Here is a 26,071-nt window from a genome sequence, read left to right as displayed (position 1 = left end):
TTTGGACAATTTTTCTCATTTGACGCCGCTCATTGCGCGGAATTGGTGGTACGATGACCATAACTCAGTCCTTCCTTTTTGTGTTTTTTTGGTTTTGCGATTAAAAAGTTCGCAAAAATAGGACTGAGTTTCTTTGATTCGCCTACCATTTTGAAAAGCTATTTAACCCTAATTCTGTTTAAGCCATTGCTGAAATATCTTCTTCTGAGTAGAAAACTTTTAGTGATGGCTTCTTCTCTTTAAGGCTGTAAGCAATCAATCCCGTTAAAACAGTTAACAAAAACCCGGTTATACTTCGGTGACGAGAATGTTCTATTTGAGAGATGTTTTTTAACTGCCCATTAATCGTTTCAATAATAAAACGCTTTTTAAGCATCATATTATCCCACTCATCCAGCGCAAGGGCTTTCATGTTACGGCGCTTTTTTGTGATAAAGGTAATATCCATTTTGGCTAAATCATCCGCCAATGCTTGACTTAGGTATCCTTTGTCGCCGTAAAGAGAACCTGTTAGATCTTTTGATAATTCCCGAACAGGCTCCCGATCATTCACATTACCTGAGGTCACTTTAAGGGCTAAAATGTCGCCCAGATGGTTAACAATCAAGTGTAATTTGAAACCATAGAACCATCCCATAGAGGTTTTTCCGCGTTGCGCGACTCCCTGGAAGACCTTGTGGCGAGGAATACGGATGTTATGGCAAACGCGCAAACTCGTGGAATCGATAAAAGAAATGCCTGTTGGTTTTCCTTTTAATTGAGTCAGATAACTACATAATGCCACCAAAACTGATGGGGCAATGCTGATAAAACGGGTATAACTGAGCAAGGTGGGGAAGTCGCAGTGGTGATATTGCCAGATATGCTCCAGATAAAAATTTTTAAAATCACGGTAATGCGACCGCTGAAAGAGGATCAAAATTGTCATGATTTCACTGGGATACATGTGTCCTTGCCTGCGGCGCAATCGGTACCTATTCTCGAGACAAAACTGCTCCCACTGGGGGATGAAAAGACGACAAAAATCGTCGACATCGCAGAAAATTTCAACTAATTTGTTCATAGCCTGTTCCTCTCCGGAGTGGTTTTCGGCTTTCACCAAAACTTTGCTCCTGGAACAGGCCTCACGTCAATTTTTTATCCAGAATTCGGGTTATTTAGTATCTCTTACTACCCAAATATTTTTTCATGTAAGTGAAACACGCTAATACGCTGGGGGTTCTTATACCTTACATTGCAAGGAGTAAGAAAATTACTCAACCGTCCATCCAGTTTGTCACGAAAATATTCAAACCAATAGTTATTAGATTTATTAAATAATATATACAGTTCGTCTATTCTGTATCTTTAAATCATTATTTAAAGGTTAAACTTTGTTATGAATTTTATTATTTAGATAATAAAAATTTCTATTCGTGTTTAATTAATAATCCTCCTTAAAATACATAACTACTATACACAATGGATTTCAAGATGCGTCGCGGCGGCAAGGGAGTGAATCCCCGGGAACATAGATAACTATGTGACTGGGGTGAGCGAGCGTAGCCAACAAAAGGCAACTTGAAAAACGAAGTGCATAATTGCCATTCAGCAGGTTTCAAGTTACATCGTGCTGGCGGGAGTTGATCGCCTCATCCGATACAAAACATGCTCCCGTAGCGGGTTCCCTTCCTCAAGAGCTGGATGCATAAATGTTTTTTTATCTCTGACCATTCCCAGCTTTTTCATCACATTTTCTGAACGAGCATTCATCAGGGTGGTAAAAGCTACAATCTCATCCAGTCTGATTTCCGTAAACCCAAAATCAAGAACTTTGTGGGCAGCTTCACTGGCATAGCCTTTACCCCAAAATGGCTTATCGAGACGCCAGCCTATTTCAACAATATGGCTACAGGTAGAAAATGGAAATTCAAGACTAGGTATATTCAACCCAACAAAACCAATAAACTCACCACTTTCTTTCACCTCTACCGCCCATAGTCCCCAACCACCCTGAATCTCAAATTTACGAATACAATTATCAATCAGTGTGTCGCTTTGTTCTTTTGTCAGCGTATTGGGGAAAAACTTCATTACTTCAGGATTACTGTTCAGGCGGTAAAAAGGTTCTCTATCTTCTTCCTTCCAGGCACGAAGCCATAATCTTTCTGTTTCCAGTTCTATAATCACAATTTTCCCTTATTGATTGAAAATATGGATTTCAAATAGCATCTAAGTGATATATGAGAGTCTCACCGCTCATATAACTTAATGGGCTGATTTGATGAATGTAACTAATACATAGATAACGTAAAAGAAGAAAGAATATCAAAACAAAAACTGCCGGAAAGTACAACACATTCCGGCAGTAATATAGAAATTTTATACCCGAGTGGTTTCCGCGAATTGAAAACCGAAGAGTATTTTACCAGCAGATATCAGGCAGTAGCTTTAGATTTTGCTTTATCTCCCGGAGTATCCTTGATGGAAACAATTCGTTCTGCTTCCTGTTTCTTCTTATTTTCTTTTTCCACTTGTTCAGACTGACCGATAAATAATCCGCCACGTCGGATTGACATACTCCCACAACGGCTGATACCCCGTAATTCCCCATGCTCAAGGATATCGAGTGTTTCAGCACAGCAAGTCCCTTCTACGTGACCATCAATAATAATTTCAGGTGCAATCAACTCACCTTCCACTTTACCGGCGTGCATAACACGAATAGCCCCGCCTTTTACGCGAATATTCCCGATAATTTTTCCCCAAATCTGGATATCCCCTTCCATCTCGATATCCCCTTTGAATACGGAATTCTTCGCGACAATCGTATTAGCGCGGGCTTCAGTGCCAGAGATTTTTTTCTCTTCAGTCTGTACAGGAGGTGTGATTTGTGTGACCGAGCTGGCAGCAGATGCCTCAGTTTTTTTTCCAAACATAGCTTTCATTCTCTGTTTCATATTAGTAAAGTAAAATACCAAGGCTAAAAAAGATAAAATTGCTGTTATGGTACAACCAATATTGTTGCCATATACGTACAATCCCAGTGTAATAGCCCAAGCGAGCCATAAACTGTATAAAAAAGCGTTATCTGAAAAACGATACTTTTCCATATGTTTCTCGTTCTTGTAATCTTTTATCTTTCATCAGCAAATATATCTATGTCTCTATGCCTTAGTGGATATAGAAGAAAGGCGATGAAAATACATCCTAGCATTGTACCAGTATAAAAAACAATCTACGAAGCTATAACAGAGGTATTTATGCCGTTATTACATGGATAACGTTACCAACAAAGCTTAATGGTCTGAATTATCGATAGTTTGTTTTTAAAATCCAACACAGGAAACTCATTTTAATAGAAATATTTTGGTATCTTAAATATAAGAACCATATAAACCAATAAATATGCAACATCACTAAACCAATGGTTAACAAAATAACATCATATGCAATACAGTTTATTTATATTTCATTACAGGATATGTAATTTTAATTAGAGAATTGTACCTCAACTAACCTACCTGAATACTTATCTGACCGTGAAATTATCGATTTAAATTTACCCAATATAAACATATTGGACTTTAACTAATTGAATAGATGAAAGTTCTATCATTTCTTCTGTTCTGCTACCCTGTTAATAAATAAATTTAAATCTAAATTTTTAACATTTAAAACTAACATAAATATTAATTTAGAGATATAATACTGAAGTTATATAATGGATGTTACGTATACAATTTTGATATCAGCCAATATTTTTAACTCTATACTCAATTTATCACTATCTATCCAATAGATTTCAGATTGCTTTCCAATCCCCAAGGAAACTATTTGAACAACAGAACATATCATCAACACATTTCAAATTACTCATGATAAGGAAGATTAGGAGTATTAAATGAAAAGGACGACGGGCTTAAATCAGAAGAGTATTTTTTCTCTACAATTAACCATGCCTAATTTCGATATTCTCGAACATCAACAAGGAGGGCTGTATATTTTACTTGATGGTGAAATGGTATGGAAAGACAGCAACAATACCTATCATATTAAGTCAAATGATATCCTTTTTATCCACCCTGGAAAATATGCCGCTAAAACCCATACAAGAAGTTGTCAGATATTATGGTTGCCATTGGATATGGAATTTTTCCGCTATTTTATGAAACGTTTTGGAACATTATTAATTAATATTGAACGCCGTGAATTCCCTCATTATCGGTTAATTCCTTTCAATAAGTTTCCATTATTAACAGAAAGTATACGTGGTTTAGAGAAACTCCTCACGTATGATTGCCCATCAGCCCTGATCCAGTTAAGAAGCGAGGAGTTACTTTTGCTGCTCTCTCTCGGGAAACAAGGAGCATTACTCATGTCAGTTCTACGTAAATTGAGTAATCGGCAAATAGAACGGCTACAGACATTTATGGAAACTCACTATCTCAAAGAATGGCGGCTGAATGATTTTGCCCGCGAGTTTGGTATGGGGTTAACTTCGTTCAAAGAACTTTTCAGTAGTGTTTATGGCACATCTCCACGGGCCTGGATCAGCGAACAGCGTATTCTTTATGCTCATCAATTATTATTAAACAGTGAAATGAGTATCGCTGATATTACACTGGAATCCGGTTTTTCCAGCCAGTCCTACTTTACCCAAAGTTATCGGAAACGTTTTGGTTATACCCCGAATCGGGCCAGATATGGTAAAGATTAATACACTCTTCGTTTTTCAAGCTGCCGCTTTGTTGACTGGACAAATTCGCTTCCGACGAATTTGTCATTCCTTTGCCACCGTGACGCAACTTGAAATCCATAAAGTGTATATTTTGCCCCATCAAAATTTAAATTATTATGATGAGGCAAAATTTATCAATCAGATTCAGGCAGATTATGCTGGAGCCACATAAAATCATGTTCACTGAAGTTTATATTCACTTTATCTCCAGTGTCATGCAAAATCTTTTCAACAATAAGGGAAGTTAAAGGTGAAATAATATTAAAATGGTCACCATTCTTAATGGAATAAATAGAGAGTGGGATATTTTTATCTTTTACAATTTTCTTTATTTCATCAAACTCATTCCAATAGGAATACTCTCCTTCAAAATAGAATGTTGGTGATTTTATTGAGTTTAAAAATTTACGAGGAGAACGTACTTCAAGCTCTTCAGGGTTGTTCTGATTAAATGGCACCGTGACTGGAACGGGGGCATAATCAAGGCGTAATTTCAAATCAGGAATACCTCCCAATGAAAATACAGCCCTAAATCCTTTACTGTATTCACTGGCTAATAATGCACGTGTTCCTCCGGTACTATGCCCCGCAAGATAGATTCGACTTGGATCAACATATGGCAATTTCATAAGATACTGTCTGGCTGATTCAATATCTCGTATCTCACCGAAAAACATTTCATACTTACCAGGGTTTACATTTTCTCCCCGAAAACTCGGTATCATCAAAACTAAATCATCATGCCTGAATGCAGATGCAGATTGGTCATTGTTATAAGGTTGCTCAGACCAAAAGAAATCATCGTTGCCAATTCCACCATACCCTCCTGTTAACCAAATCACCGCAGGATATTTTTTATCTGTCTTTTCTGGTTGAGGAGTCAGGTAAGCAGCCATATTCCCGTTTTCTGCCGGATAATGGACTAATGAGAAAATATCTTTAGGAGGAATACCCGGCTCCCCATCACCGATAAAACTTTCATCTATAATATTCGTTTTAAATTTTTTGTGGATCTGCGTGTAATCGTCCTTACTTAACTCAAAACTGTAACTATCTTCATCACATGCAATAAGTAAAAAACTAAAAATAACCGGGAAAATCTTGAACCATTGATAAGACTGTTTCATAAAAATTACCTTAATATCCATTTAGTGTTCTTTTTTACCATGGCAATTTTATTTTTTAAATATCAATTATTCAGAAATTAAAACAATAGACCTGCTTACATATCGGAATGATGGCAGGCCTTTAATAAGAGATAAAATAAACCACTTCAACTGACAATTAAAATAATTCGTGATCTTCCATATCTCAATTTTTACTACTTTCTTTATTGTTATCTGCGCTATAAAAAACTGTTCCCAGTTTAATTCTTTCCCGTCCTGTTGCCAGACGATGACGATTAGTATCCCGCAGAGAATAAACACAGCCGCAGTACTCTTGCTGATAGAATTCTTCACGCTTACTGATCTCAATCATGCGGGCAGAACCACCGCCTTTACGCCAGTTATATTCCCAATAGGTTAACCCCGGATAACGGGAAGCGGCACGGACACCACAATCATTAATTTGCTGCATATTTTTCCAGCGTGAGATCCCCAGCGAGCTAGTAATAACAGGGAAACCATGCTCATGAGCATATAACGCAGTCCGTTCGAAACGCATGTCAAAACACATCGTACAGCGGATGCCACGCTCAGGTTCATTTTCCATGCCTTTCGCACGCTCGAACCAGTTATCACGATCATAGTCGGCATCAATAAAAGGAATACCCATCTGCTCTGCGAAGCGGATATTTTCCTCTTTACGCAGTTCATATTCCTTCTGTGGATGAATATTCGGGTTATAGAAAAATATTGTGAAATCTATCCCCGAAGCGAGCATTGCTTCCATTACTTCCCCTGAGCATGGGGCACAACACGAGTGCAGTAACATTTTGCTGTGACCATTAGGGAGTGGAAGCGGCTTACGTTCATAGTTCAGTGACATAATATTTTTTACCTGACTTAGACAATAAAAAACCAGGAAGAGAACATATCCCTCCCTGTGTTTATTAGTTGCTCATCTTACCTTGTTCTTTTGCTTTACGGCAATGGAAAACAAGTAAAGCCAGATCTGAACATATTAAGTCAATCAGTACCCTTGCACTTCCGGTAATACCTGCCCGCCATCAACCACAATTGTCTGCCCGGTGATATTTTTTGCTTCATCAGAAGCAAGGAAACAAGCGGTGTAACCAATATCTTCTGGTGCTCCCAAAGCCCCCATTGGAATTACCGTTTCAATCTGTTTCAGATTATCCTCACCAAATGCCATTAATCCTTCAGTCATAATCATACCCGGCATAATGGAATTAATTGTGATCCCTTGTTTTGCATATTCTAATGCAGCACTGCGCATAAACCCGAGCTGGCCTGCCTTACTGGCACCATAATGGCTATAGCCCTGCATTCCTACAATCTCTCCGGTGATAGATGAAGTAATCACAATGCGTCCATATTGCTGTTTTTCCATGACATTCAGTGCAGCCTGAGTCAATAAAAATGTGCCTTTCAGGTTGACGCTATAGACTAAATCCCAATCTTCAACCGTCATATCTTTAATATTATGTTGTGGGAAAATACCCGCATTTGAACAAAGAATATCGAGTCTGCCATATTTTTCGACAATTTCATTAATCACATTTTTACATGCAGAGGGATCAGTTACATCAAGGGCGATAAAATCCACTCCAAGTTCTTCAGCTACAGGCATTCCTTTCGTTTTATCCGTGCCTGAAATGATCGTAATTGCGCCCGCCCGCTTAAATACCTGAGCAATCCCTTTACCAATACCTTTTGTTCCTCCAGAAATAAATGCAATTTTTCCGGTTAAATTAAACATTTTTGTTTCCTTTTATATCAGTATATTAAGTTTTTATATTACATCACTCTTAATTTTCCAATATATTTTCATCACGCCACCCTATCAATAACAATAAATATAATTAGCATATTAAAAAACAATGAAATATCATTCAAACACACAAATAAAGTGCGTGATATTTTTCATAAACACTAAACAATTTCTAATGAAAACACTAACAATCATTTGATATAAATTGCAAATTACCACCTCCACTATTACCTTTAATAATCAGTGAAACATAATGACAGGCAAAAAAATCGAAAATAAAAAAGGACGGAAATATGACTCGCTACAATTCACTATTAAATGAATATGACGGCAATGCATTATCACCTATTTTATTTCTAAAAAGAGCCGTATTAAGTAATGGCGATTATCCTGCGGTAATAGATGGAGAGCAATGTTGGACATGGCGACAATATGGAGAACGTTGTGAAAGAGTTGCTGTTGCACTTCAGCAAATGGGGGTTGGAAAAGGCTGTGTTGTATCTGCTTTATTGCCTAATATTCATGAATTGCTGGAACTGCATTATGCTGTTCCCTTGTCTGGCGGAATACTGAATGCCTTAAGTATCAGGACAGATGCAGCTACACTGAATTTTATCTTTGAAAAAATTAATCCCACAATATTAATTATAGATAAAAACTACCTTGCATTACTGGACAGTGTTTCCTTTAAAAATCCGGTCAAAATTGTTGTCACGACTGAAAATAATACTCCTCTACCAGAATCAGCGTTGGATTTGATTAGCTATGAATCACTGATATCTGAGTACCCTTCTGAAACCCTGAATTTTTACCCGATTGATGAGCAGGAAGCCATCAGCATTAACTCGACTTCGGGAACCAGTGGCACACCTAAGTTAGTTGTGTACTCACACCGTGGCGCATACCTTAATGCAATTTCGAATATCCTGGACTGGGATATGCCCAAATACCCGACTTATTTATGGACATTACCCATGTTTCACTGCAATGGCTGGTGTTTCCCCTGGACTATTGCGGCACGGGCAGGCACTCATGTCTGTATGCGCAAATTTGATGCACAGGAAGCCATACAGATTATGCTGAAGCATCAGGTGACACACTATTGTGGCGCGCCTATCGTGCATTATTCCTTAGGGCGGGAAGCGCAAAGGCTCGGCACCTCTTTCAACAACAATGTCTATGGGTTGATTGCCGGCGCCCCACCAACAGAGAAGATGTTTTCCCTGCTTGATGCAGCCGGTATCAGAGCTACCCACGTTTATGGTCTGACGGAAACTTATGGGCCGGTTGTTGTTTGTGAAGATAAACCCGATTGGGCCACACTGCCAAAACCAGAAACAATTTTAAAGAAGATGCGTCAGGGAATTGTTTCCAACTTACAGGGAGAAATCAGCGTTATTGATGAAAATAGCGGGTTGGCAGTACCTTTTGATGGGCAATCCATTGGTGAAATTGCTATTCGGGGTAATATTGTTGCCGCTTACGGCCCTGTCGATCGAGTCACATTCGATATGACAAATCAGTGGTTTTTTACCGGGGACTTGGCTGTTGTTGACAGCGATGGTTATATTAAAATTATCGACCGGAAAAAAGATATTATTATTTCCGGAGGTGAAAATATTTCCAGCCTTGAACTGGAGAATGCGCTGTCGAGTTATCCCGGAGTTCTGGCTGTGGCAGTTGTGGCAAAACCTGATGAATACTGGGGTGAAGTTCCTCATGCGTTTATTGAAATTGATGATAATACCTCAATAACTGAGCAGGAACTGGATGATTATCTCCGAACTATTGTTGCACGCTATAAGCGCCCCAAAGGTTATACTTTTTCAGCTTTACCACGTAACGCAAGCGGAAAAATACTCAAAGAGACATTAAGAAAACTCGCTAAAAATTTATAAAATAAGAGATATAAAAATGCAGAATTTTATGCAGAAGTATGATGTTACTCCCGAAGATTGTATCGTATTAAGTTTGCATCAATCCGCATGGGAGAAAGTATTATCGGGTGCTAAAAAATATGAGTTCCGCCGAAGATTCAGAAGAAAAAGAACTTTTGCTTTTATTTATGTTACCGTTCCTGTCAAAGCCATAATCGGTGGTATGCTTCTTGATGAGCCAATATCTGGCACTGCCAAAGAAATTTCTGATATTGCAGAAAATGCAATTCCCGGAAATGGTCAGTCTGTTTTTGATTACTTTATTGAAAAAGATTTCGGATTGGCCATTCCGATTTTACACGTAATTGAAACTCAAAAAGTATCATTAGATTACTTACGGGATAAATATAATTTTACTGCTCCACAGTTCTATTTTTCCTTACAAAAAAATCAAACTATGCTTGAGGAGTTAATAACGAAAGTTCAGGAAAAGTAATTCCGCTTTCAGCCAGATATCCCATATCACAATACATAGAACAGGCTGCATCAATCAGAGACATTGCAATCGCAGCCCCACTGCCCTCACCCAAACGCAAATCTAAATGCAGATAAGGTTTCAGGCCCAGATGTTGCAACGCCAGAGCTGCGCCTTTTTCTGCTGATAGATGAGATGGAATACAGTAATCCCGAACAGAAGGTGCCAGCTGAACTGCCGCTAGCGCAGAGGCATAAGAGATAAAACCATCAAGCACAACCGGAACACCTGCTGCTGCTGCTCCCAGAATCACTCCGGTCATTCCCACAAGCTCAAATCCCCCCACTTTTGCCAGTACATCAAGGGGAGACTGAATATCAGGTTTATTCACATCAATAGCCTGACGCACAACAGATTCTTTATGTTTAAGTAATCCAGCAGGCAAATTAGTCCCCAACCCCACAACATCACCGGGATCACTTCCGGTAAGTACACTGATGACTGCCGCTGCTGATGTGGTATTCGCGATCCCCAGCTCTCCCACACCAAATACAGAGATCCCGGCAGCAAGACGTCGCTGAACTAATTGCACACTTGCCAACAATAATGTTTCTGCATGTGCATAAGGCATAGCCGGGCCTTGTGCAATGTTGCCACAGCCACGGGCTAATTTGAGGGACAATAAATTATCTATCGGCTCACACTCAATACCGATATCAACAGGTAACACATGAGTACCGCTACTTTTCGCTAGTGCACAAACCCCTGTCAGTCCCAGCAACATGTTCCGGGCCTGTATGGCTGTAACATTTTTCGGAGATATCGCCACACCTTCATTATAAACGCCATGATCGGCACACATAACGATAATCTCTTTTTGCAAATCCCGCAGTTTTCCAATTCCGGGCATAGACGCAAGTTGCGCTGCCAGTGTTTCCAGACGGCCCAGACTACCAACCGGCTTGACGAGTTTATCAATATGCTGCCCCGCCTGATCCATTTTTTCCCGATCCAGCGGTTTAATCTTTTTCAGTAATAGTGGTAATGACTGAAACTCCATGATGATCCTTCCGATCAAGTTTCAACTTAAAGATGCAAATATAAAATACACTCAATGGATTTCTGATTGCATCGCAATGACAAAGAAGCAACGATATTAACTATCGGCAAACTACTTCCAGATAAGGATTAAAGCCAGTAGAAAAACTACTTCACCGACTTCAATTGCCGCTCCCAGAGTATCTCCGGTTTGCCCGCCTAAATGATAGTTAAAATAGATGGCAAGCAAAAAGATAGCGATCATCGTTACCAGCATTGCAGATAACCCCTGCCAGTCACCCAGCAGCATCACCAATACAGTCCCTGCCAATAATGTGATGACTGTTTCACGGGGCGTAATGCGACCGATATAACTACTTCCCATTCCTTCAACTTCACGGGCATAACGTTGTTCAAACATCAAAAGCACAACAGCAGTACGTCCGACAATCGGTGCACAGGATAATAAAGCCAGCAAATGCAAAGGAGGATGATAGGCAATTTCAACAACCGCAAGTACCTTAAGCAAAATGCAGAAGATCAGCCCTAATCCGCCATATGTACCAAGACGGCTATCTTGCATAATTTCCAGTATTCTTTCTCTATTTCGGGAAGAAAAGATACCGTCGCAAGTATCTGCCAGACCATCTAAATGCAATCCTCCCGTCAGAAATACCAGAGCGAGCGCATAACCAATTGCACCAATATATACTCCTCCACCGGATTGAGTTATTACCAGTGCAACACAAGCTGCAATCGCACCAACAATAAGGCCAACTAAAGGGAAAATCGGTACACCATGCCCAATTTGCCGAAAATCAATACCTTCAGCCCATTTTGCAGGGATAGGAAGCCGGGTCATAAACTGTAATGTTGCCCAAAAGAGTCTCAACTTCATTTGATTTTTACTCCAAGGCCAGAGACTACCATCCAGACTGATTTTGCTGCCTGAGCCAGTTTCTGGTTAACCCGACCGGAAATATCAATAAAATGACGGGCGAGCCGATTCTCAGGCACAATTCCCATACCCAGTTCGTTCGTTACCAGACAAACGGGCATTGGGCACTTCAGACAAGCATCGATCACATCGTCTATCTGCTGGTGGATAAACACCTCCAATGAAGCGAAATCCATTTCATCGGGTGATGCACCTTCTGCTTTATCAAACAGAAGATTGGTCATTAATGTAGTCACACACTCAAGTATAATCCCCTCTTCCGCTTTACGATGCCTACGGATAACATCCCCCAAATCCTGATACCCCTCCCAGGTCCGCCAATGTAAAGGACGATCCTTCCGATGCCGTTCAATTCGGGCCAGCATCTCTTCATCAGTACCTTGAGCTGTCGCGATATACAATACTTGTTCACATTGATCTGAAATAAACCGCTCCGCATAAGCACTTTTGCCACTACGTGCTCCGCCAGTAATTAAGATCATCTGATAACTCCAGAAGAGGTAGACTCCGTGTGTTCTTTCATTAACTGATAGATACGTTCTATATCCAGATGCTCACGCATACTGTCTGCCAGGATATTAAACTGTTTCTCTTTATGGCTGGCATAGCTGAAAACAGCATTTTCCAGCGGGTTGATACCTTTATACATGCGAAGCTGATTCAGTAATGAACGAGTGAAATTATTCTGGTCAAACAGGCCATGCAGGTAACTTCCCATCACCGTCCCTTCCTGATTAATTGCGCCATCAAACCAACTCGTCTCTTCACCATTACGTAAGTACATTTTGGCAAACGGCCTTGCCTGCTCTTTCAGGCGCGTAACTCCCATATGGATCTCATAACCCACAATGGGTTGATCACCACATAGGTTCAGCATGCCAGATAGCTCCGGCATTACAATTCCCCTGACCTGAGCCGTCTGTTTATCATTAGCAAATAAGGTTTCAGTATCGAGTAATCCTAGCCCTTCCATCTGGTATAAACCAGATTCGACCTCATCAACAATCTGCTTTCCAAGCATCTGGTAGCCACCGCAGATCCCAATGATCGGAACCCCTGACTGGTGTGCAGCAATAATTGCCTGATCCAGCCCCTGCGTTTTTAACCACCCCAAATCACCCAATGTGTTTTTACTGCCGGGTAAAATGATCAGATCGGCATTCTGAAGTTCCAAAGGATCTGCAATATAATTAAGATAAACATCAGGCTGGAGTGCTAACGCGTTAAAATCGGTGAAATTTGCAATATGTGGAAACCGGACAACGGCAATATTCAGGCATCTTTCTGTATTATTTTTATCCTTTTCATATTTGCCAACCTGCAGCGCAACACTGTCCTCTTCTTCCAGATCGAGTTCCAGCCACGGTAATACTCCCAGTATCGGTACTTGTGTCAACTTTTCGATTTGTTCAATACCTGAATGCAGCAACGATATATCACCACGAAATTTATTAATAATGACCCCTTTAACCCGCGCCCTTTCTTCTGGTGTGAGTAAGGCCAGAGTGCCATAGATAGAAGCAAAAACACCTCCGCGATCAATATCTGCTACCAGAATAACGGGCGCATCAACCAGCTCAGCCATTCCCATATTGACGATATCCCGATCCCGCAGATTAATTTCCGCCGGACTACCCGCTCCTTCCAGCACCATAATATCGGTTGCAGCCGCAAGGCCGTTATAAGCACTCAGGATCTGCTGCTGAAGCTGTGGTTTATACTCGTGATATTCTACAGCATTCATATTGCACATAACTTTGCCCATAAAAATCACCTGAGCCTTACAATCGCTGGAGGGTTTCAGCAAAACAGGATTCATGCGTACATCAGGAGTAATCCCTGCTGCTTCAGCCTGAAATATCTGAGCACGCCCCATTTCTTTGCCATCAGCAGTAATACCAGAATTAAGTGCCATATTTTGTGATTTAAAAGGAGTACAGTGATAACCATCCTGTAAAAAAATCCGACAAAATCCAGCAACCAAAGCACTCTTTCCAACATCAGACGCTGTTCCTTGGATCATAAGAGACCATTTCATGGTGTTTTGCTCCTCTATATTATTGTCGCCACAGAATAACGCACCAAATGACTACATGATGAACTCATATGGATAAGTGTTTTTTATCCGCGTGAATCAGCTCACAAAGTCAAACAAATATTTTTATGCACTCTCTGTTACAATAACAATCAATATCATTAACCTATTATTAATGACGTAAGTTAACATAAAAAACAATTAGTTAATAATTAAAGGGGTGCTATTGGGGTGCTGAGAAATAGCACCCGGATATGAATTTCAATCAATTTACTTTCTTCTTCGACTGCATCCGTTCCACTTCTTTTGCTGCCAGTTCCCTTTGCTTATCGATGTACTCAGCGAGATCATGTACATGAACAATTCGCGGTGATTTCTGGCTGTCATTCATTCTGTATGTCGGGAATTTTAACTTACCTTCAATGGCCTTGCGTTCTGCTGTTGCCGGGGTCAATTTAAGATACTTCTCGGCTATAGCTGACAGAAGAATCTGTGAAGTTTCAAACTCTGCCATCAATAAGAATACTGTATTCATTTTCACTGTTCCTCTCCTTTTTGATAGCCGTTCTCCAATATCACCCTCGCCACACTCGCCGGGGTTGCCTTATCACTCCACGTTGCATCGAAAATAATGTTACTCAGTTCATCAAAAAGAATATCGTTCAAATTTTTCGGTCTTGCGGAGTAGGGCACCCCATCAGGCACCCCTTCCATAATGTCGATAGTGAGCTGGGCTATTTCTGTTGCTTCCCGCTCCGGCTTACGGTATCCAGAATGCCAAACTACATCAGTGATATCAGACGGATCACCCCAGACTGAGGCAATAATCTGAGTCAGGTGGAATGAGTTATTGAACATTGCTCGCCTCTTCACTTTCGAATTTAATATATTGAAGCTCCTCCGATTGCGCTTGCTGTAATTCTTCAATAAATTGCGCCTTTGAGTATCCAAGAGATTTAGCTACGATATGCAACGCCTTTTCGTTCTCAAGTAGCTCATCTATTCCCATCGTCATTTCATTTTTACTGCTCGCGTTTGACTCTTCCGCCTTCTTCAATAACCAATCTGCCCACTCACGCCCGTCGTCGATTTGTCCGGGCAAGCTAATTTGATTCTGTGCGTTATCGATGCTTATCATTATTTTCTACCCCGTTTGTTATGCTTTTTATTCGCTGATGTTATCTTCACTACTGACACTTTGGGTGCTGGTGGCAGGGGAGGGCAGATGCCCTCATGAATATGCCGATTACGATTCATAATGTGGATAATGCGCTGCCCCCAATCCCTGCCATCGTCGATGTGGACTACCGTTCTGACCAGTTCGTCGTCAATGTCTACCATCTGGCGATGTGCCTCGGTCATTGAAACATCCCCTTAGCCGCCAGTGTTTCACCCATGTCATTGATCATGCTTTGCCATATCTCACGCCCGTAGACTGTCAGGAGACCATTGACGACACATTTCTCCATCAGGGCGATGGCGATAACTTCCCATGCTGGATAACTCTGCTGTAATGCTTCCAGTGCGTAACTGTCCACCAGTTCACGAATGCCTTTTGCCCCTTCGACAATAGCAATATTGATTTCCGTTTTTCCGACTTGCATCGTGAAGTGAGCACCGCCGTTACGGGTCACTACATCGTTATAGATAGCGGCTGAATAGCTGTTCGCCAGCGCGTTGAGGCGAAAGTTTTTTGTTATCATAGGAGCCTCCTGTTAATGAATGATGGGGATATCGCCAAATTCACCGGCTTCTACTGACTTGATTAAGTCATCGTGCAACATAGAAAGACCCTCACGCCCTTTCTCAGATAACCAGTTCCCGCTTTCTGGCTGCATATTGATGAAGTCCATGTACATTCTGATAGCCATATCTGCGCCTGCTTCTCTGCCGAACTGTTCAAAGGCGATCCCCTCAACATGGGCTGCCAGCATCAGGCGCTCTGAAGACGGGTATACTGTGATGGCAGAGGCACCATTAAGATAAATAGCTGCGGTATCAGTGCCGCCTTCGTCGTTATCAACCTCACGAGTGCCGTTTCTGTCCATTTGCTCCCGGATAAATGAGGCTGAGACAGTCCACCGCCACAGCATCACACTCTGTTCGCTGGTGGGCTTATAAAAGCCTGCTTTCCAGCCATGAAGAATCGCCAGTACCAAATCAAAACCCAGTAATAAATCGCGGTCATACTGACCTGCGTCCAATGATTTCAGCGCCTCTACATAATCGATGATTTCGGTGTTAGCCGCCTCAGTGAGGACAATCACGCCATACTTGCCGTAATCAAATACCGTTTCAGTGTGATGAGGCTTTTTCATTATTTGACCTCCGGCGTATAAACCGCTTTGTCGTGCTGGTATTCACCGTTCCAGCTCTTCTTCATGGGAAGCTCACCTTTCATGTACAGGGCGTAAAGACGATGACAGCCTTTTTCCAGTAGCACAGCAGTACGGGTGATAAAGGGATCCTGTCCATGCGGCTTTATCTCGTTTTCGTCTTCGGTGAGATAGCGATCACGGGCGTAGGAAGCGACACGCCAGCGCGGTTTTTTCTCCGGGTCTTTCTGCTCGTTGTAGAGCCAGTTCCGCTCCATCGCCCACCACATGATTTTGGCGGTATTCACCCCGTTCAGGCCTTTGCAGAAAGCAGGGAGGGTTATGCCTTTGGTAAAGTGTTTTTCCAGACTGCCAACCGTTGCACTCAGGGTTTTGTTCTCACCCTCAAGGCGTTCGACGTTTTCGGCATATACAGACAGCATGGAACGTAACTTAGCGGGGTTACTTAACAGTTCCGCTTCGGTTGTGATGCTGTCACGGCGAGTGAAATAGAACTCAGTCAGATCATCGAAGTAATTCCAAGCCTGGTCGGTTTCTAACATCTTGGAATGGTTCGCTGCGCCACGCTCTGTCCAGAGGATGAGGTTTCTTGCATGTTTGTTAACTGAACCTCTTAAAGAGGGGCAGTTCTTAAGTGACTGTAACTCATCACCTTCAACCCAAAAATAGTGCTTACCATCAACAAATCTTTCTTTGTTTCTACTGAAATTGTTGGTAATCATTTTTTCAGTAGCACCATAACCCGAAGCTAACTGCTCGGTAGTCACAACACGCTGACCGCGATATTCAACGATCTGTAATTCTTTGGCTGATACTGGAGCTAATTCATTTTTCTTGCTCATTATTTCACTTCCTTAATTTCAATTTTCATTTTCTTTGCATGACGGCGCATAGAGCGATTAAGCGGAATTAATACATCTCCATCATTTGTTGAATAAGGCTCTATGTATTTCTTTGAGTTCGTGTATATATCCATGGATTCTTCTTTTATTTGAACTAATTGCGGGATGGTCATTCCCGCAAAACCCTGTTGAGTTCTACTTCTTTTTCTTTTCGCCATTACCACCCCTCACGAATAATTACTTTTGCTTTTTGAATGCAGCGATTTCCGTTTTTAATACATTCCTGTTCTTGTTTAAGGTTCTGCGATAATGAAAGGGCTTCACCCCATTTATTAGCAGCACGACGAAATAAGCCTTTCGATTCTAAATTCCGCGCTAATTCACCTGCCTGTTCATATACCGTCATTATTCACCTCCGCCTGTTGAAATTTTTGTTTCCACTTATTGGTTTCAGTGTGATTATCAAGGTGCTTTTTTAATACCTCTTTTGTTCGCTGATTTTCTTTCTGACTTCTTAATGCGGTACTATGGCTATGATGCAATGAATATCTTTTTTCATTATGCTCTTGGCGATATTCAGACCAGCGTTGGGTATTCAGCGTGGTGGCTAATTTATTAGCTTTTCCCCAGTATTCGGCTGCAAGGTTATACTTTTCTTCTTTTTCCATTTGAATAGCGATATTGGCAAAATCTAAATAGGATTTCTTTTTCATTTTATTGGCTCCGTTTTTTTCGCAACAAGCTTTAAGAGGTCATTAATGAACTCGTCACCTAGTGGGGTTAAATTACCGTGCTTGGTATAAAGCTCGTTATATGTATTCATGATAAGTAATTCTGCTATTGGCTTACTTTTTAACGCCAGTACATCGGATTCAAAGAAACGGACTAAGGCGGTATTTAATATTTCTTCGTCTAAATCCAGTCGGTAATTAGTTCTACCCACTTTGACTATTACAGAGTGACAACCGTGTTTCTTTTGTAATGCATCCAGCTTGGCGTTAATAAGAGCCTTTCTCTTTCTTTCAAGTAAGGTTAATTCTGTCATTCTATATTCTCCGTTTTTGGAGTAAGCGAGTCCCCAGTGCAGGCACTGTAATTAAATTTGGCTTGTTGTTTTAATTAATAATCCAAGCCTCTGACTTGAGCTATTTCTTTACCTATTCCGAAAGCTATATCTAAAGCTATACTGAGTAAGTGAGCGTTTTGATCATCGCTTTCACTTTCGAGTAATAAAGCAATATATGCTCTCAGTCCTTCTACTTTACTCGCGCTAGCTTCCAATTTATTACACAGAGATTCATTATTACTTCCCTGATTACCCCCCCCCCTGAGACTTCTTTTAAATTTTCAATTAACCCTTTCATTTGGCGATAAATCCCTCGACACATTATATATGTATCTTCTTCACCCTCATTTTCAATTTCCACCATCATTGGAATTAATTGTAATTTAATCTCTTCTGCAATTTCGACGGCGGTTTGTAAATAATATTTATCCCCAGATGATATTTTTGTTTTCATGTTATTCAACCTTATTTTTTTCTTGCTGAATACGCTGATAAATTTCCTCACGATGTACAGGAGTATTTTCCGGTGCTTTAACGCCGATTTTAATTTGTTTTCCGTTGATGCCTAATATAACCACCTCGATATCATCACCTATCATGATTTTTTCTTGTGCTCGGCGAGTTAGGATTAGCATTTTTGTTTCCTTGATCAAGTTATGTTGATTTATCTTTTTCTTTTATCTTTCACATGGTGATACTCTTGCAATTCCCTACAATTGCAAGGTAACCAAGAGTGCTAAAATCTACACTGATTGCTAAATGTTTATTACAATGTCGCATGATTCCTGATCTCGGTAGCGGGGAGGATGCAGTATCAAGCATTTTTAAAGAGTATTTTCCACAACATTCATTCAGTAAATGGAATACCCATCTATCATCTGACATAGTTAATCACTTTCTTCAGGTGTCTAAGGGTAGTTCAACTATACGCGTCGATTCTTTTATTAAAGATTTGTGGGATCTTTAATTGTGGCAAACGCCTCATAAGTATGCGTTACAGTTTTATTATTTTCTTTAGCCTCTCTATCAAGTGAGGCTTTGTCACTAGCCAATGCGCTAATAACAGACTCCAGAAAAAATAAATAATCAGAGGATGTTGCAGAATCTGTATTTAAGTAACATAACGGAGCGCTATTAATCCGTAATTCAATTATTTTTCCGTTGTTGCTATTTTCGATAATTTCAGGTTCTTTATTTTGCATTTCTAATTCCTCTTAAATTTAATATTGTTTATTTCAGTGACGATTAACTATTTGTCCCATCCAGCCATAGATTACATATACGGGAGCTAATAACCTTTTTGCTTCTTGTTCATTGAGCGCTTGAGCTTTAACGCATATAGGGCGTGTTTGCTCTTTGTTGGCGCGCTCAATTGCAGCGAATAGGAAAATTTTCATGGTTTGCCTGTTGTAAATTTGAATTATTGTTCATCGGAAATAATAAACTCACTCTATAATCCCTATTTAATTGCTAAATGGTTTTAATTCTCCTCTTCAAGAAACCAGCTAGATATGTCAGCACTGAGTTCGCTAGCTAAATCTATCAAGACAGCAATATCCGTAGGCTCCATTGTTTTATTATGTTTAGATAACATTGCTAATATAGTGCTGGATTGAGCTGCTTTTTTTTCAATTTCTTTAGTTTTGGTTAACATAAGGTGCCCTCAAAAAAAACTAATACGATTCATTCTATGTGTGTACAAATAATACGTATTGTATTTAGATGGATCAACAAGTATTTATGCTTAAAATACACAGACATTCTTAGTTAATTGATTTTTAAGGATAAGCTCCTTAAGGATAATGTTATAAATGTGCTTTTCATCACATAAATAAGTTAAAGAGTATAAAAAAACCCTCAACATGAGGGTTATATAAAACGATAAGCGATGTAAAAAAGGCAGGGCGTTCAGTTAAGCATTACAGCGTACCAAAATATCTTCCCGATAATATTTACGTCATTCTGGTCGGTTATCTCATCTTCGTACTCATCGCGGTTATAACTTCGGATAAGTAACTTTCCACCCGGTTTTCGATGCAAGCATTTGATTCTCTTTAATCCATCTTGCTCAATCGCATAAATCTTTCCGTCAATAATATTTTTGTTTGCTGTGTCGATAGCTACAGTTGCACCATCTGGTATTATTGGTCCCATGCTATCACCTCTAGCCGGAAAGCAAATAATTGTGGAGCCATCACTGGGCGCACCAATTCTTCTTAATGTTGCTTTAGAGAACCTTAACTTAAAGCCGTTGTAATCCATATCTACGCATTTACCGCTACCACATGCGAATTCAATATCCTTTAAAAACGGAACTTCTACTTCATCGTTATCTAATGGTGTACTGCTATCCCACGGAGCAATAGTTGTCCACTCACTTTCCGGGGGGATTTCTGATGCAGGATGATGCCTTGATGCATCACTTAGTTTTGGTTCACCAACGCCATTTAAAAGCCAGTCAAGAGAATATCCAAGCTGTTCACTGATATCTTGCGCTGCCTCCCTGCTAATAGAATTCCTACTCAACCAGTTATTTACCGTTTGAGCGCTAACATTTAATAATCCTGCTAACTCTCTTTGGTTCAATTTCTCTCTGAATAGGATGGTTTTTAGCCTATCTTTCAAAAGGTTAGTTTTGTTTCTATGATCGACATCAAAATGAGCGCTTAGTGTTGGTTCGCTTTCTTCTGCGTGAGTTACTAGGCCTTTTGAATCAAAACTAACATTATCAAGTCCTATAGCTTTCATTAACGCCATAATCACTTCAACAGAGGGTATCCTCCTTCCGTTTAGCCAATGTCCAATCGCTCCTTGGGTAACATCCAAAGATTCAGCCAGTCTTTCTTGGGATATCCCTAATTTTCTCATTCTGGACTTTGCCAGCTCATACCATATTTCTTTCATGTATTAATTCTCTTTTTGATTTATGAATATCTCAATATACATTATGTATTGATTGTACACGAAATGGCGTATATTATCCTCACTATGGAGGAAAATTATGAACTCGATAAAAAAATACAGAAAAATAGCAAAGCTAAAACAAAAGGATTTAGCTGAGTTAGTTGGATTAACACCTTCTGCCATCAGCCATTATGAAACAGGAATTAGAGTACCAGACATAATTATTTCTAAAAGATTAATTCATGCTCTGGAGGGAAAAGGGGTGAAATGCAGTCTGGATCAACTTTTTGAAGATGAAGTCGTCCAAGCCCATGAGCTACGCCCCGATCTGCCTAAAGTCTTCCCGCCACCTGAGAGGGAATGATGTTTCCTGATTACACCAAAGTGACCATGCCATCGCATTTTGATCCTGACGATGGCAAATGGATACAGGAGATGTTAGGGAAATTACGGGTTAGTACGCGGGCAAGAGTGATTGCCGAATATTCAGAAGTGTATCAGGAGGAGTGGGACAAAGAACCCGTGTCCTTTTGCAAGAGCAATGCAGCCAGATACGAAGCTAATACCCGACTCAGGGAATTTGTTGTGAAGTACGAACAAGCCGCACAGGGTTACATCGAGAAGCCGAAGTTAGTTGTTTAGTTTTATGGTGTACTTATTAACAAGTACAGTTTCGTATCAGTTTGATAGTACAAGAGAGGCAGGTGTGGGGAAGAGGGGAAAACTTTCTAGGGGGGTAAGGGGGGTGATCTTTGAAAGGGGTATTAGGGAAGGCACAGCCAAGAGGAAGAACTCAGATCTTAATAGAGATCACTATAGGGGTTACAAAACGGCATGGATATCTGGACGTCCAAATTGAAATAACAAAAAGGCTTGTGCTCTGGCAGTGGAAAATATTCAAGTGAGGGTATCAATGTTAACGAAGAATGAAAGTTTGAAAGGGTGCAAGAAACCGAACAGCGAAACTTTGGCGAGCAGAACTGTTCAGGCTCTTGCAGTCGGCACTAATGGACAGTTACCTGAGCAAAATTATTGCACGGGAACTCAAAAAAATAAACAAGGGGAAACATCATGCTGAATATTACCCCTAATTTTGCTCAAGAGCGCGGTTTGAGTCTGTTACGCCAGAACTGGAAGCAGCACCGTACGTTCATGGTGTACAGCCCAACCGGCTCAGGTAAAACCGGACTGGCGGCATTTATCACAGACGGCTATGTCTCTCGTGAAATGCGCGTCATGTTCTGTGTACCGTATACCATCCTCGTAGACCAGACTGCGAAAAATTTTGTTAAGTATGGCCTACCAGCCCACGAAATCAGTTATGTCTGGCGTGACCATCCGAACTACGACCCGACCCGGCTCATTCAGATTGCGTCAGCCGATACGATTATCCGCCGTGAGTTCCCGGACAATATCGATCTGCTGATTATCGACGAGGCCCACCTGCGCCGTAAGCGGATGCTGGAGATTATCCGTGACAGTGACATTCCGGTTATTGGGTTATCAGGCACACCATTTGCTCCGTTCCTCGGTCACTATTACGAGAAGCTGATTAAGCCCACCACCATGAAAGAGCTGATTCAGCGTGGCGATTTAAGCCGGTATGAATTCTATGCGCCAATGAAACCGGATTTAAGCGGGGTGAAATCCAATAGCAGCGCGGAATTCGGCAGTGATTATAAAGAGGCTGAGATTGCTGAAATCATGTGTGGTGCTGATCTGGTGGGCGATATCGTCAGTAACTGGTTAGCCAATGGTAATAATCAGCCAACGATCTGTTTTTGCGTCACGGTCAGTCATGCCAACTTTGTTACGGTCGAATTCACTCGTGCTGGGGTGAATGCTGAGATTATTACCGCCCAGACCCCCCACGAAGAACGGCAGATTATTATTCACCGCTTCGAGCAGGGAGCAACGAAAGTCATTGTGAATGTTGGCACCTTAATTGCCGGGTTTGATAGTGATGTGCGCTGCATCATTTATGCAAGACCCACCAAGTCAGAGATCCGTTGGACTCAATGTCTCGGCAGAGGCTTACGTACCGCGCCGGGTAAAGAAGCCTGCCTTATCTTCGATCACTCCGGTTCTGTCCACCGTCTCGGCTATCCCGACGATATCGAATATGACGAGCTGCCCAGCAAAAACGATGGCATGAAGACTAATTCCAGCCACCGGGAGCAGGAAAAGCGGGAGAAGCTGCCGAAAGAGTGCCCCAGCTGTCACTACATGAAGCCTGCCGGGGTCTATGTCTGCCCGAAGTGTGATTTTAAGCCCCTGACCGGGGAAGACATTGACGTCGATACCAGTCGTACTATCCAAAAGCTCAGTAAAAAAGAGCGGGTTTACACCCAGGCTGAAAAGCAGAGTTTCTATTCGCAATTGAAGTACTACCAGAATCAGCGGGCTTCACAGGGTAAGACATTCAGCGATGGCTGGGTATCTAATACGTTTAAGGAAAAGTTCGGTGTCTGGCCTCGCGGTTTTCATGACACCCCGCAGGAACTGACCCCCGAAGTGAACAACTTTATCAAGCATAAGCAGATCCAGTGGGCGAAGTCCCGCAAGAAAGCCGAGCAAGCACCGGTTAAAGAGCAGTTATCACTGGAGCCTGACGTTATTCAGCACCGTCTCAGCGATATCCGTGAACGCTTCGGTATGCCACAGGGAGAAACACGATGAACAGAATCAAAACCGCCGATGCCGTCATCGGTCGCTGGCCTGAGATTTTTAATTACTACCAGTTACCACCCGTAACCGGCAAGCGTCACTTTAAAGGGAAATGCCCGATATGCGAGCGGAAAGGCAGCTTTCGTATTGATGATCGGGAGGGCAGAGGGACATTTATTTGTACCTGCAATGCCGGGGATGGCTGGAAGCTACTCACCCTGACGCAGGGAAAAGAGTACAAGACATTGGCGGACGAGATTGATCTGCTGCTGGGTATCCAGTCCGACAAACGCAGCGCGGTGAAAAAAGAGACCAATATCACCGGGTTCAGAAACAGAGTGACGGCCTGTTATGCCAATTTATCCCATCTCAGAGGCACGCAGGGTGAGGCTTATTTGCGTAATCGGGGCATTCATGTTTTGCCTGCTGATAACGTGAAATATTGCGCCGAACAGCCTGTCCGCAACGGCACCCTGCAAGCGATATGGGCACTCGCTACCGATTCAAAAGGGTTAGCGTGTTATCTGCACCGGACGTATTTAGACGGTGACAGAAAGGCGGACATTACACCGCAAAAGAAACTCGATGCGATGCAGGAAGAGAATTATCGCACCTATGCCCAATCAGTGGCTATTCGACTGTTTCCGGTGGATTCCACACTGGGGATTGCCGAAGGGATTGAGACTGCCTTGTCCTGTAAGCAAATTTACGGGGTGAACACATGGTCAACCATGAATGCCGGGTATATGGCGAAATTCATTGCCCCACAGGGCGTGAAGCATCTCATTGTCTTTGCAGATAACGACTGGAGCGCCACGGGTCACGCGGCTGCGATGGAGTGCGCCCGTAAGAACTTACAGGCGAATAACGATGTTGAAAAAGTCAGCGTTCGCTGGCCAGACGCCGGGGATTTTAACGACCTGCTCCAGAACGGGGATCAGGCCAGAGGATTAGAGTTTATAAGAAAGACAGCGGAGACAGCATAATAATGAAACTGGAATCAGCACTGAAACACTTTCACCCAAAGTCACCTACATTTAGTGATTCATCATCCAGTACTGCACCGGACAGAATGAAAGGCATGGACACCGCTGCGGCTTTAGGGATGGCTGAATCACAGGCTAAGTTTGGCATGACAGCTTTTTTCGCCAAGAACGGTATCAGTGAAGAAGGGCGGTTCAGCACGGTCGAGTCATTAACGCGGTACGCAAGACAGACAGTACCGAAGCTCATAGCGAAAGCGGCTGGAAATAAACTGGGGCAGTGCATGGTGATCTTATCGAAGATGGCCTTTGAAGAGTATTCCCGATCAGCTGCGTCTACTTGTCAATGTCAGGAGTGCAAAGGGAAAGGACTCATTTACAGCGTGAAGGATGTGGAGAAACATCCTGGCATTATCCGTGCAGATGGAGTGATGGTTCTTGAGCCGTGGATTGAAAGAGAGCAAGTTGGTGAACTCTGCCAGAAATGTAACGGTAAAGGTATTTTGTCAAATCGCTGTCGCTGCAAGGGGCGGGGCTTGGTGCTTGATGAGGAGCAAACTGCATTGCAAGGCGCGCCAGTGCATAAAATTTGCCCGCGTTGCTCAGGGAGAGGTTATAGCAGAGTACCTTCGTCAGTCGCTTATACAGCAGTTAAGGCATTGGTTCCAACATTAACGCAATCGTCATGGTCTCGGAACTGGAAGCCCTTTTATCAAAAGCTAGTGGAGAAATGTTACACGGAAGAAAAACGGGCAGAAACAGCATTTAGTGAGGTGACAAAATAAACTATTTATACCATCGACAATATTTGCATTTTGCATAAAGTTGGCGTACCATCTTCAAATAGTGGGAACTTGTAACTATACTCACTACGAATATTTAAACCTCGCCCAGTGCGGGGTTTTTTGTTTGCATCAAAAGTAATATCCTAGACAATCATCTATGCCATTTGTTGACCGTTCACACTTGTTAAAATCTCGCCGCACGGGGGTGAATGAGACTTTAATCACGTGAGCGGTCAGCCAATGGTATAGCAATCTTGATATCGAAATGATTCAAGTGTTCGTGAGAGAACACCCCTTCATGCTATACAAATCAGTTGGTTAATCTTATTTTCAGCGAAAAAGAGATCATCCCATGAAAGATGAATTCGAATGGTGAGATGAGTTCGATGGTTTTATTCAACTACCGAGGATTTTCAGGTAGTTCGAAATCCTGCGCGTTCGGGATGTCCAGAGGAATATCCTTGTTCTCCCTTTTAGGGACTTGAAGACC

The 26,071-nt window shown here is 41.7% G+C and carries 35 protein-coding genes; 8 read left to right on the top strand and 27 right to left on the bottom strand.

The window, feature by feature from the left end; translation table 11 throughout:
- Positions 1 to 178: 178 nt before the first annotated feature.
- The 3 genes from AACS90_RS15190 to AACS90_RS15180 all read right to left on the bottom strand — a co-directional run bounded on the left by AACS90_RS15190 (position 179) and on the right by AACS90_RS15180 (position 2,918).
- A complete protein-coding gene (locus tag AACS90_RS15190) occupies positions 179 to 1,063 on the bottom strand; it encodes an IS982 family transposase (RefSeq protein ID WP_099123272.1) in 885 nt (294 codons plus the stop codon).
- Between the two features lie 539 nt (positions 1,064 to 1,602).
- Complete coding sequence (locus AACS90_RS15185) at positions 1,603 to 2,169, bottom strand: GNAT family N-acetyltransferase (protein ID WP_099123269.1); 567 nt, start codon at positions 2,167 to 2,169, stop codon at positions 1,603 to 1,605.
- A gap of 248 nt (positions 2,170 to 2,417) precedes the next feature.
- Positions 2,418 to 2,918 (bottom strand): bactofilin family protein, encoded by a 501-nt coding sequence (locus tag AACS90_RS15180; RefSeq protein ID WP_099123271.1) that lies wholly within the window; start codon positions 2,916 to 2,918, stop codon positions 2,418 to 2,420.
- Positions 2,919 to 3,883: 965 nt separating this feature from the next.
- Between AACS90_RS15180 and AACS90_RS15175 the strand changes: the two genes are divergently transcribed.
- Positions 3,884 to 4,699, top strand: a complete 816-nt coding sequence (locus AACS90_RS15175) for a helix-turn-helix transcriptional regulator (RefSeq protein WP_099123268.1) — start codon at positions 3,884 to 3,886, stop codon at positions 4,697 to 4,699.
- Positions 4,700 to 4,854: 155 nt separating this feature from the next.
- Here AACS90_RS15175 and AACS90_RS15170 read toward each other — a convergent pair whose 3' ends face one another.
- The 3 genes from AACS90_RS15170 to AACS90_RS15160 form a co-directional block, all read right to left on the bottom strand.
- Positions 4,855 to 5,847: an alpha/beta hydrolase family protein gene (locus tag AACS90_RS15170; protein WP_099123267.1), complete on the bottom strand. Its 993-nt coding sequence runs from the start codon at positions 5,845 to 5,847 to the stop codon at positions 4,855 to 4,857.
- A 184-nt stretch (positions 5,848 to 6,031) separates the two neighbouring features.
- A complete protein-coding gene (locus tag AACS90_RS15165) occupies positions 6,032 to 6,709 on the bottom strand; it encodes an epoxyqueuosine reductase QueH (RefSeq protein WP_099123266.1) in 678 nt (225 codons plus the stop codon).
- Between the two features lie 144 nt (positions 6,710 to 6,853).
- Complete coding sequence (locus tag AACS90_RS15160) at positions 6,854 to 7,603, bottom strand: SDR family NAD(P)-dependent oxidoreductase (RefSeq protein WP_099123265.1); 750 nt, start codon at positions 7,601 to 7,603, stop codon at positions 6,854 to 6,856.
- Between the two features lie 305 nt (positions 7,604 to 7,908).
- Here AACS90_RS15160 and AACS90_RS15155 point away from each other — a divergent pair, with 305 nt between their 5' ends.
- Positions 7,909 to 9,513, top strand: a complete 1,605-nt coding sequence (locus tag AACS90_RS15155) for an AMP-binding protein (RefSeq protein WP_099123264.1) — start codon at positions 7,909 to 7,911, stop codon at positions 9,511 to 9,513.
- A 28-nt stretch (positions 9,514 to 9,541) separates the two neighbouring features.
- Positions 9,542 to 9,988: a hypothetical protein gene (locus AACS90_RS15150; RefSeq protein WP_153043693.1), complete on the top strand. Its 447-nt coding sequence runs from the start codon at positions 9,542 to 9,544 to the stop codon at positions 9,986 to 9,988.
- On the opposite strand, the gene cobT is transcribed toward AACS90_RS15150, so the two are convergent.
- The 21 genes from cobT to AACS90_RS15045 form a co-directional block, all read right to left on the bottom strand.
- A complete protein-coding gene (gene cobT, locus AACS90_RS15145; protein ID WP_099123262.1) occupies positions 9,948 to 11,027 on the bottom strand; it encodes a nicotinate-nucleotide--dimethylbenzimidazole phosphoribosyltransferase in 1,080 nt (359 codons plus the stop codon). The two genes, AACS90_RS15150 and cobT, sit on opposite strands and share 41 nt — an antisense overlap.
- 111 nt (positions 11,028 to 11,138) lie before the next feature.
- On the bottom strand, positions 11,139 to 11,903 hold the full coding sequence (gene cobS, locus AACS90_RS15140; protein ID WP_099123261.1) for an adenosylcobinamide-GDP ribazoletransferase: 765 nt from the start codon (positions 11,901 to 11,903) through the stop codon (positions 11,139 to 11,141).
- Positions 11,900 to 12,445: a bifunctional adenosylcobinamide kinase/adenosylcobinamide-phosphate guanylyltransferase gene (cobU, locus tag AACS90_RS15135; RefSeq protein ID WP_099123260.1), complete on the bottom strand. Its 546-nt coding sequence runs from the start codon at positions 12,443 to 12,445 to the stop codon at positions 11,900 to 11,902. Before cobU ends, cobS begins: the two co-directional genes overlap by 4 nt.
- Positions 12,442 to 14,001 carry a cobyric acid synthase gene (locus AACS90_RS15130; RefSeq protein WP_099123259.1) on the bottom strand — a complete coding sequence of 520 codons (1,560 nt, stop codon included), beginning with the start codon at positions 13,999 to 14,001 and terminating at the stop codon, positions 12,442 to 12,444. Before AACS90_RS15130 ends, cobU begins: the two co-directional genes overlap by 4 nt.
- Before the next feature lie 262 nt (positions 14,002 to 14,263).
- Positions 14,264 to 14,533, bottom strand: a complete 270-nt coding sequence (locus AACS90_RS15125; RefSeq protein WP_099123258.1) for a pyocin activator PrtN family protein — start codon at positions 14,531 to 14,533, stop codon at positions 14,264 to 14,266.
- A 2-nt stretch (positions 14,534 to 14,535) separates the two neighbouring features.
- Positions 14,536 to 14,856: a hypothetical protein gene (locus AACS90_RS15120; protein ID WP_099123257.1), complete on the bottom strand. Its 321-nt coding sequence runs from the start codon at positions 14,854 to 14,856 to the stop codon at positions 14,536 to 14,538.
- Positions 14,846 to 15,136 (bottom strand): hypothetical protein, encoded by a 291-nt coding sequence (locus AACS90_RS15115; RefSeq protein WP_099123256.1) that lies wholly within the window; start codon positions 15,134 to 15,136, stop codon positions 14,846 to 14,848. Before AACS90_RS15115 ends, AACS90_RS15120 begins: the two co-directional genes overlap by 11 nt.
- Positions 15,136 to 15,360 (bottom strand): hypothetical protein, encoded by a 225-nt coding sequence (locus AACS90_RS15110; RefSeq protein WP_099123255.1) that lies wholly within the window; start codon positions 15,358 to 15,360, stop codon positions 15,136 to 15,138. Before AACS90_RS15110 ends, AACS90_RS15115 begins: the two co-directional genes overlap by 1 nt.
- The gene (locus AACS90_RS15105) at positions 15,357 to 15,701 is read right to left on the bottom strand and encodes a hypothetical protein (protein WP_099123254.1); all 345 of its coding nucleotides are present in this window, start codon (positions 15,699 to 15,701) and stop codon (positions 15,357 to 15,359) included. Before AACS90_RS15105 ends, AACS90_RS15110 begins: the two co-directional genes overlap by 4 nt.
- Positions 15,702 to 15,713: 12 nt before the next feature.
- Positions 15,714 to 16,316 carry a hypothetical protein gene (locus AACS90_RS15100; protein ID WP_099123253.1) on the bottom strand — a complete coding sequence of 201 codons (603 nt, stop codon included), beginning with the start codon at positions 16,314 to 16,316 and terminating at the stop codon, positions 15,714 to 15,716.
- The gene (locus AACS90_RS15095; RefSeq protein WP_099123252.1) at positions 16,316 to 17,176 is read right to left on the bottom strand and encodes an ORF6N domain-containing protein; all 861 of its coding nucleotides are present in this window, start codon (positions 17,174 to 17,176) and stop codon (positions 16,316 to 16,318) included. Before AACS90_RS15095 ends, AACS90_RS15100 begins: the two co-directional genes overlap by 1 nt.
- Positions 17,176 to 17,394 (bottom strand): hypothetical protein, encoded by a 219-nt coding sequence (locus tag AACS90_RS15090; protein ID WP_099123251.1) that lies wholly within the window; start codon positions 17,392 to 17,394, stop codon positions 17,176 to 17,178. Before AACS90_RS15090 ends, AACS90_RS15095 begins: the two co-directional genes overlap by 1 nt.
- Positions 17,394 to 17,582, bottom strand: a complete 189-nt coding sequence (locus AACS90_RS15085; RefSeq protein ID WP_099123250.1) for a PerC family transcriptional regulator — start codon at positions 17,580 to 17,582, stop codon at positions 17,394 to 17,396. Before AACS90_RS15085 ends, AACS90_RS15090 begins: the two co-directional genes overlap by 1 nt.
- The gene (locus AACS90_RS15080; RefSeq protein ID WP_099123249.1) at positions 17,569 to 17,889 is read right to left on the bottom strand and encodes an ANR family transcriptional regulator; all 321 of its coding nucleotides are present in this window, start codon (positions 17,887 to 17,889) and stop codon (positions 17,569 to 17,571) included. Before AACS90_RS15080 ends, AACS90_RS15085 begins: the two co-directional genes overlap by 14 nt.
- The gene (locus AACS90_RS15075) at positions 17,886 to 18,221 is read right to left on the bottom strand and encodes a hypothetical protein (protein WP_099123248.1); all 336 of its coding nucleotides are present in this window, start codon (positions 18,219 to 18,221) and stop codon (positions 17,886 to 17,888) included. Before AACS90_RS15075 ends, AACS90_RS15080 begins: the two co-directional genes overlap by 4 nt.
- 211 nt (positions 18,222 to 18,432) lie before the next feature.
- Positions 18,433 to 18,696, bottom strand: coding sequence for a hypothetical protein (locus tag AACS90_RS15070; RefSeq protein ID WP_099123247.1), 264 nt, complete (start codon positions 18,694 to 18,696; stop codon positions 18,433 to 18,435).
- A 1-nt stretch (position 18,697) separates the two neighbouring features.
- Entirely contained in the window at positions 18,698 to 18,877 is a 180-nt protein-coding gene (csrA, locus tag AACS90_RS15065) for a carbon storage regulator CsrA (RefSeq protein WP_099123246.1), read from the bottom strand.
- A 309-nt stretch (positions 18,878 to 19,186) separates the two neighbouring features.
- Positions 19,187 to 19,444: a hypothetical protein gene (locus AACS90_RS15055; protein WP_099123244.1), complete on the bottom strand. Its 258-nt coding sequence runs from the start codon at positions 19,442 to 19,444 to the stop codon at positions 19,187 to 19,189.
- Positions 19,445 to 19,477: 33 nt separating this feature from the next.
- On the bottom strand, positions 19,478 to 19,639 hold the full coding sequence (locus AACS90_RS23345; protein ID WP_153043692.1) for a host cell division inhibitor Icd-like protein: 162 nt from the start codon (positions 19,637 to 19,639) through the stop codon (positions 19,478 to 19,480).
- 83 nt (positions 19,640 to 19,722) lie between these two features.
- Entirely contained in the window at positions 19,723 to 19,896 is a 174-nt protein-coding gene (locus tag AACS90_RS15050; protein WP_169926699.1) for a hypothetical protein, read from the bottom strand.
- Between the two features lie 254 nt (positions 19,897 to 20,150).
- Positions 20,151 to 21,146 (bottom strand): helix-turn-helix domain-containing protein, encoded by a 996-nt coding sequence (locus AACS90_RS15045; protein WP_099123243.1) that lies wholly within the window; start codon positions 21,144 to 21,146, stop codon positions 20,151 to 20,153.
- A 97-nt stretch (positions 21,147 to 21,243) separates the two neighbouring features.
- Here AACS90_RS15045 and AACS90_RS15035 point away from each other — a divergent pair, with 97 nt between their 5' ends.
- The 5 genes from AACS90_RS15035 to AACS90_RS15015 all read left to right on the top strand — a co-directional run bounded on the left by AACS90_RS15035 (position 21,244) and on the right by AACS90_RS15015 (position 25,581).
- Positions 21,244 to 21,510, top strand: coding sequence for a helix-turn-helix transcriptional regulator (locus tag AACS90_RS15035; RefSeq protein WP_099123242.1), 267 nt, complete (start codon positions 21,244 to 21,246; stop codon positions 21,508 to 21,510).
- On the top strand, positions 21,507 to 21,788 hold the full coding sequence (locus AACS90_RS15030) for a hypothetical protein (RefSeq protein WP_339373627.1): 282 nt from the start codon (positions 21,507 to 21,509) through the stop codon (positions 21,786 to 21,788). The genes AACS90_RS15035 and AACS90_RS15030 overlap by 4 nt, the downstream gene beginning before the upstream one ends.
- A gap of 429 nt (positions 21,789 to 22,217) precedes the next feature.
- Positions 22,218 to 23,825 carry a DEAD/DEAH box helicase gene (locus AACS90_RS15025; protein ID WP_099123241.1) on the top strand — a complete coding sequence of 536 codons (1,608 nt, stop codon included), beginning with the start codon at positions 22,218 to 22,220 and terminating at the stop codon, positions 23,823 to 23,825.
- Positions 23,822 to 24,799, top strand: a complete 978-nt coding sequence (locus AACS90_RS15020) for a DUF7146 domain-containing protein (protein ID WP_099123240.1) — start codon at positions 23,822 to 23,824, stop codon at positions 24,797 to 24,799. Before AACS90_RS15025 ends, AACS90_RS15020 begins: the two co-directional genes overlap by 4 nt.
- Positions 24,800 to 24,801: 2 nt before the next feature.
- A complete protein-coding gene (locus AACS90_RS15015; protein ID WP_099123239.1) occupies positions 24,802 to 25,581 on the top strand; it encodes an antitermination protein Q in 780 nt (259 codons plus the stop codon).
- The last annotated feature ends 490 nt before the right edge of the window (positions 25,582 to 26,071 follow it).

Source organism: Xenorhabdus sp. KK7.4 (assembly GCF_963876465.1).
Classification (GTDB): domain Bacteria; phylum Pseudomonadota; class Gammaproteobacteria; order Enterobacterales; family Enterobacteriaceae; genus Xenorhabdus; species Xenorhabdus stockiae.
This window is presented reverse-complemented; position numbering and strand designations above follow the sequence as displayed.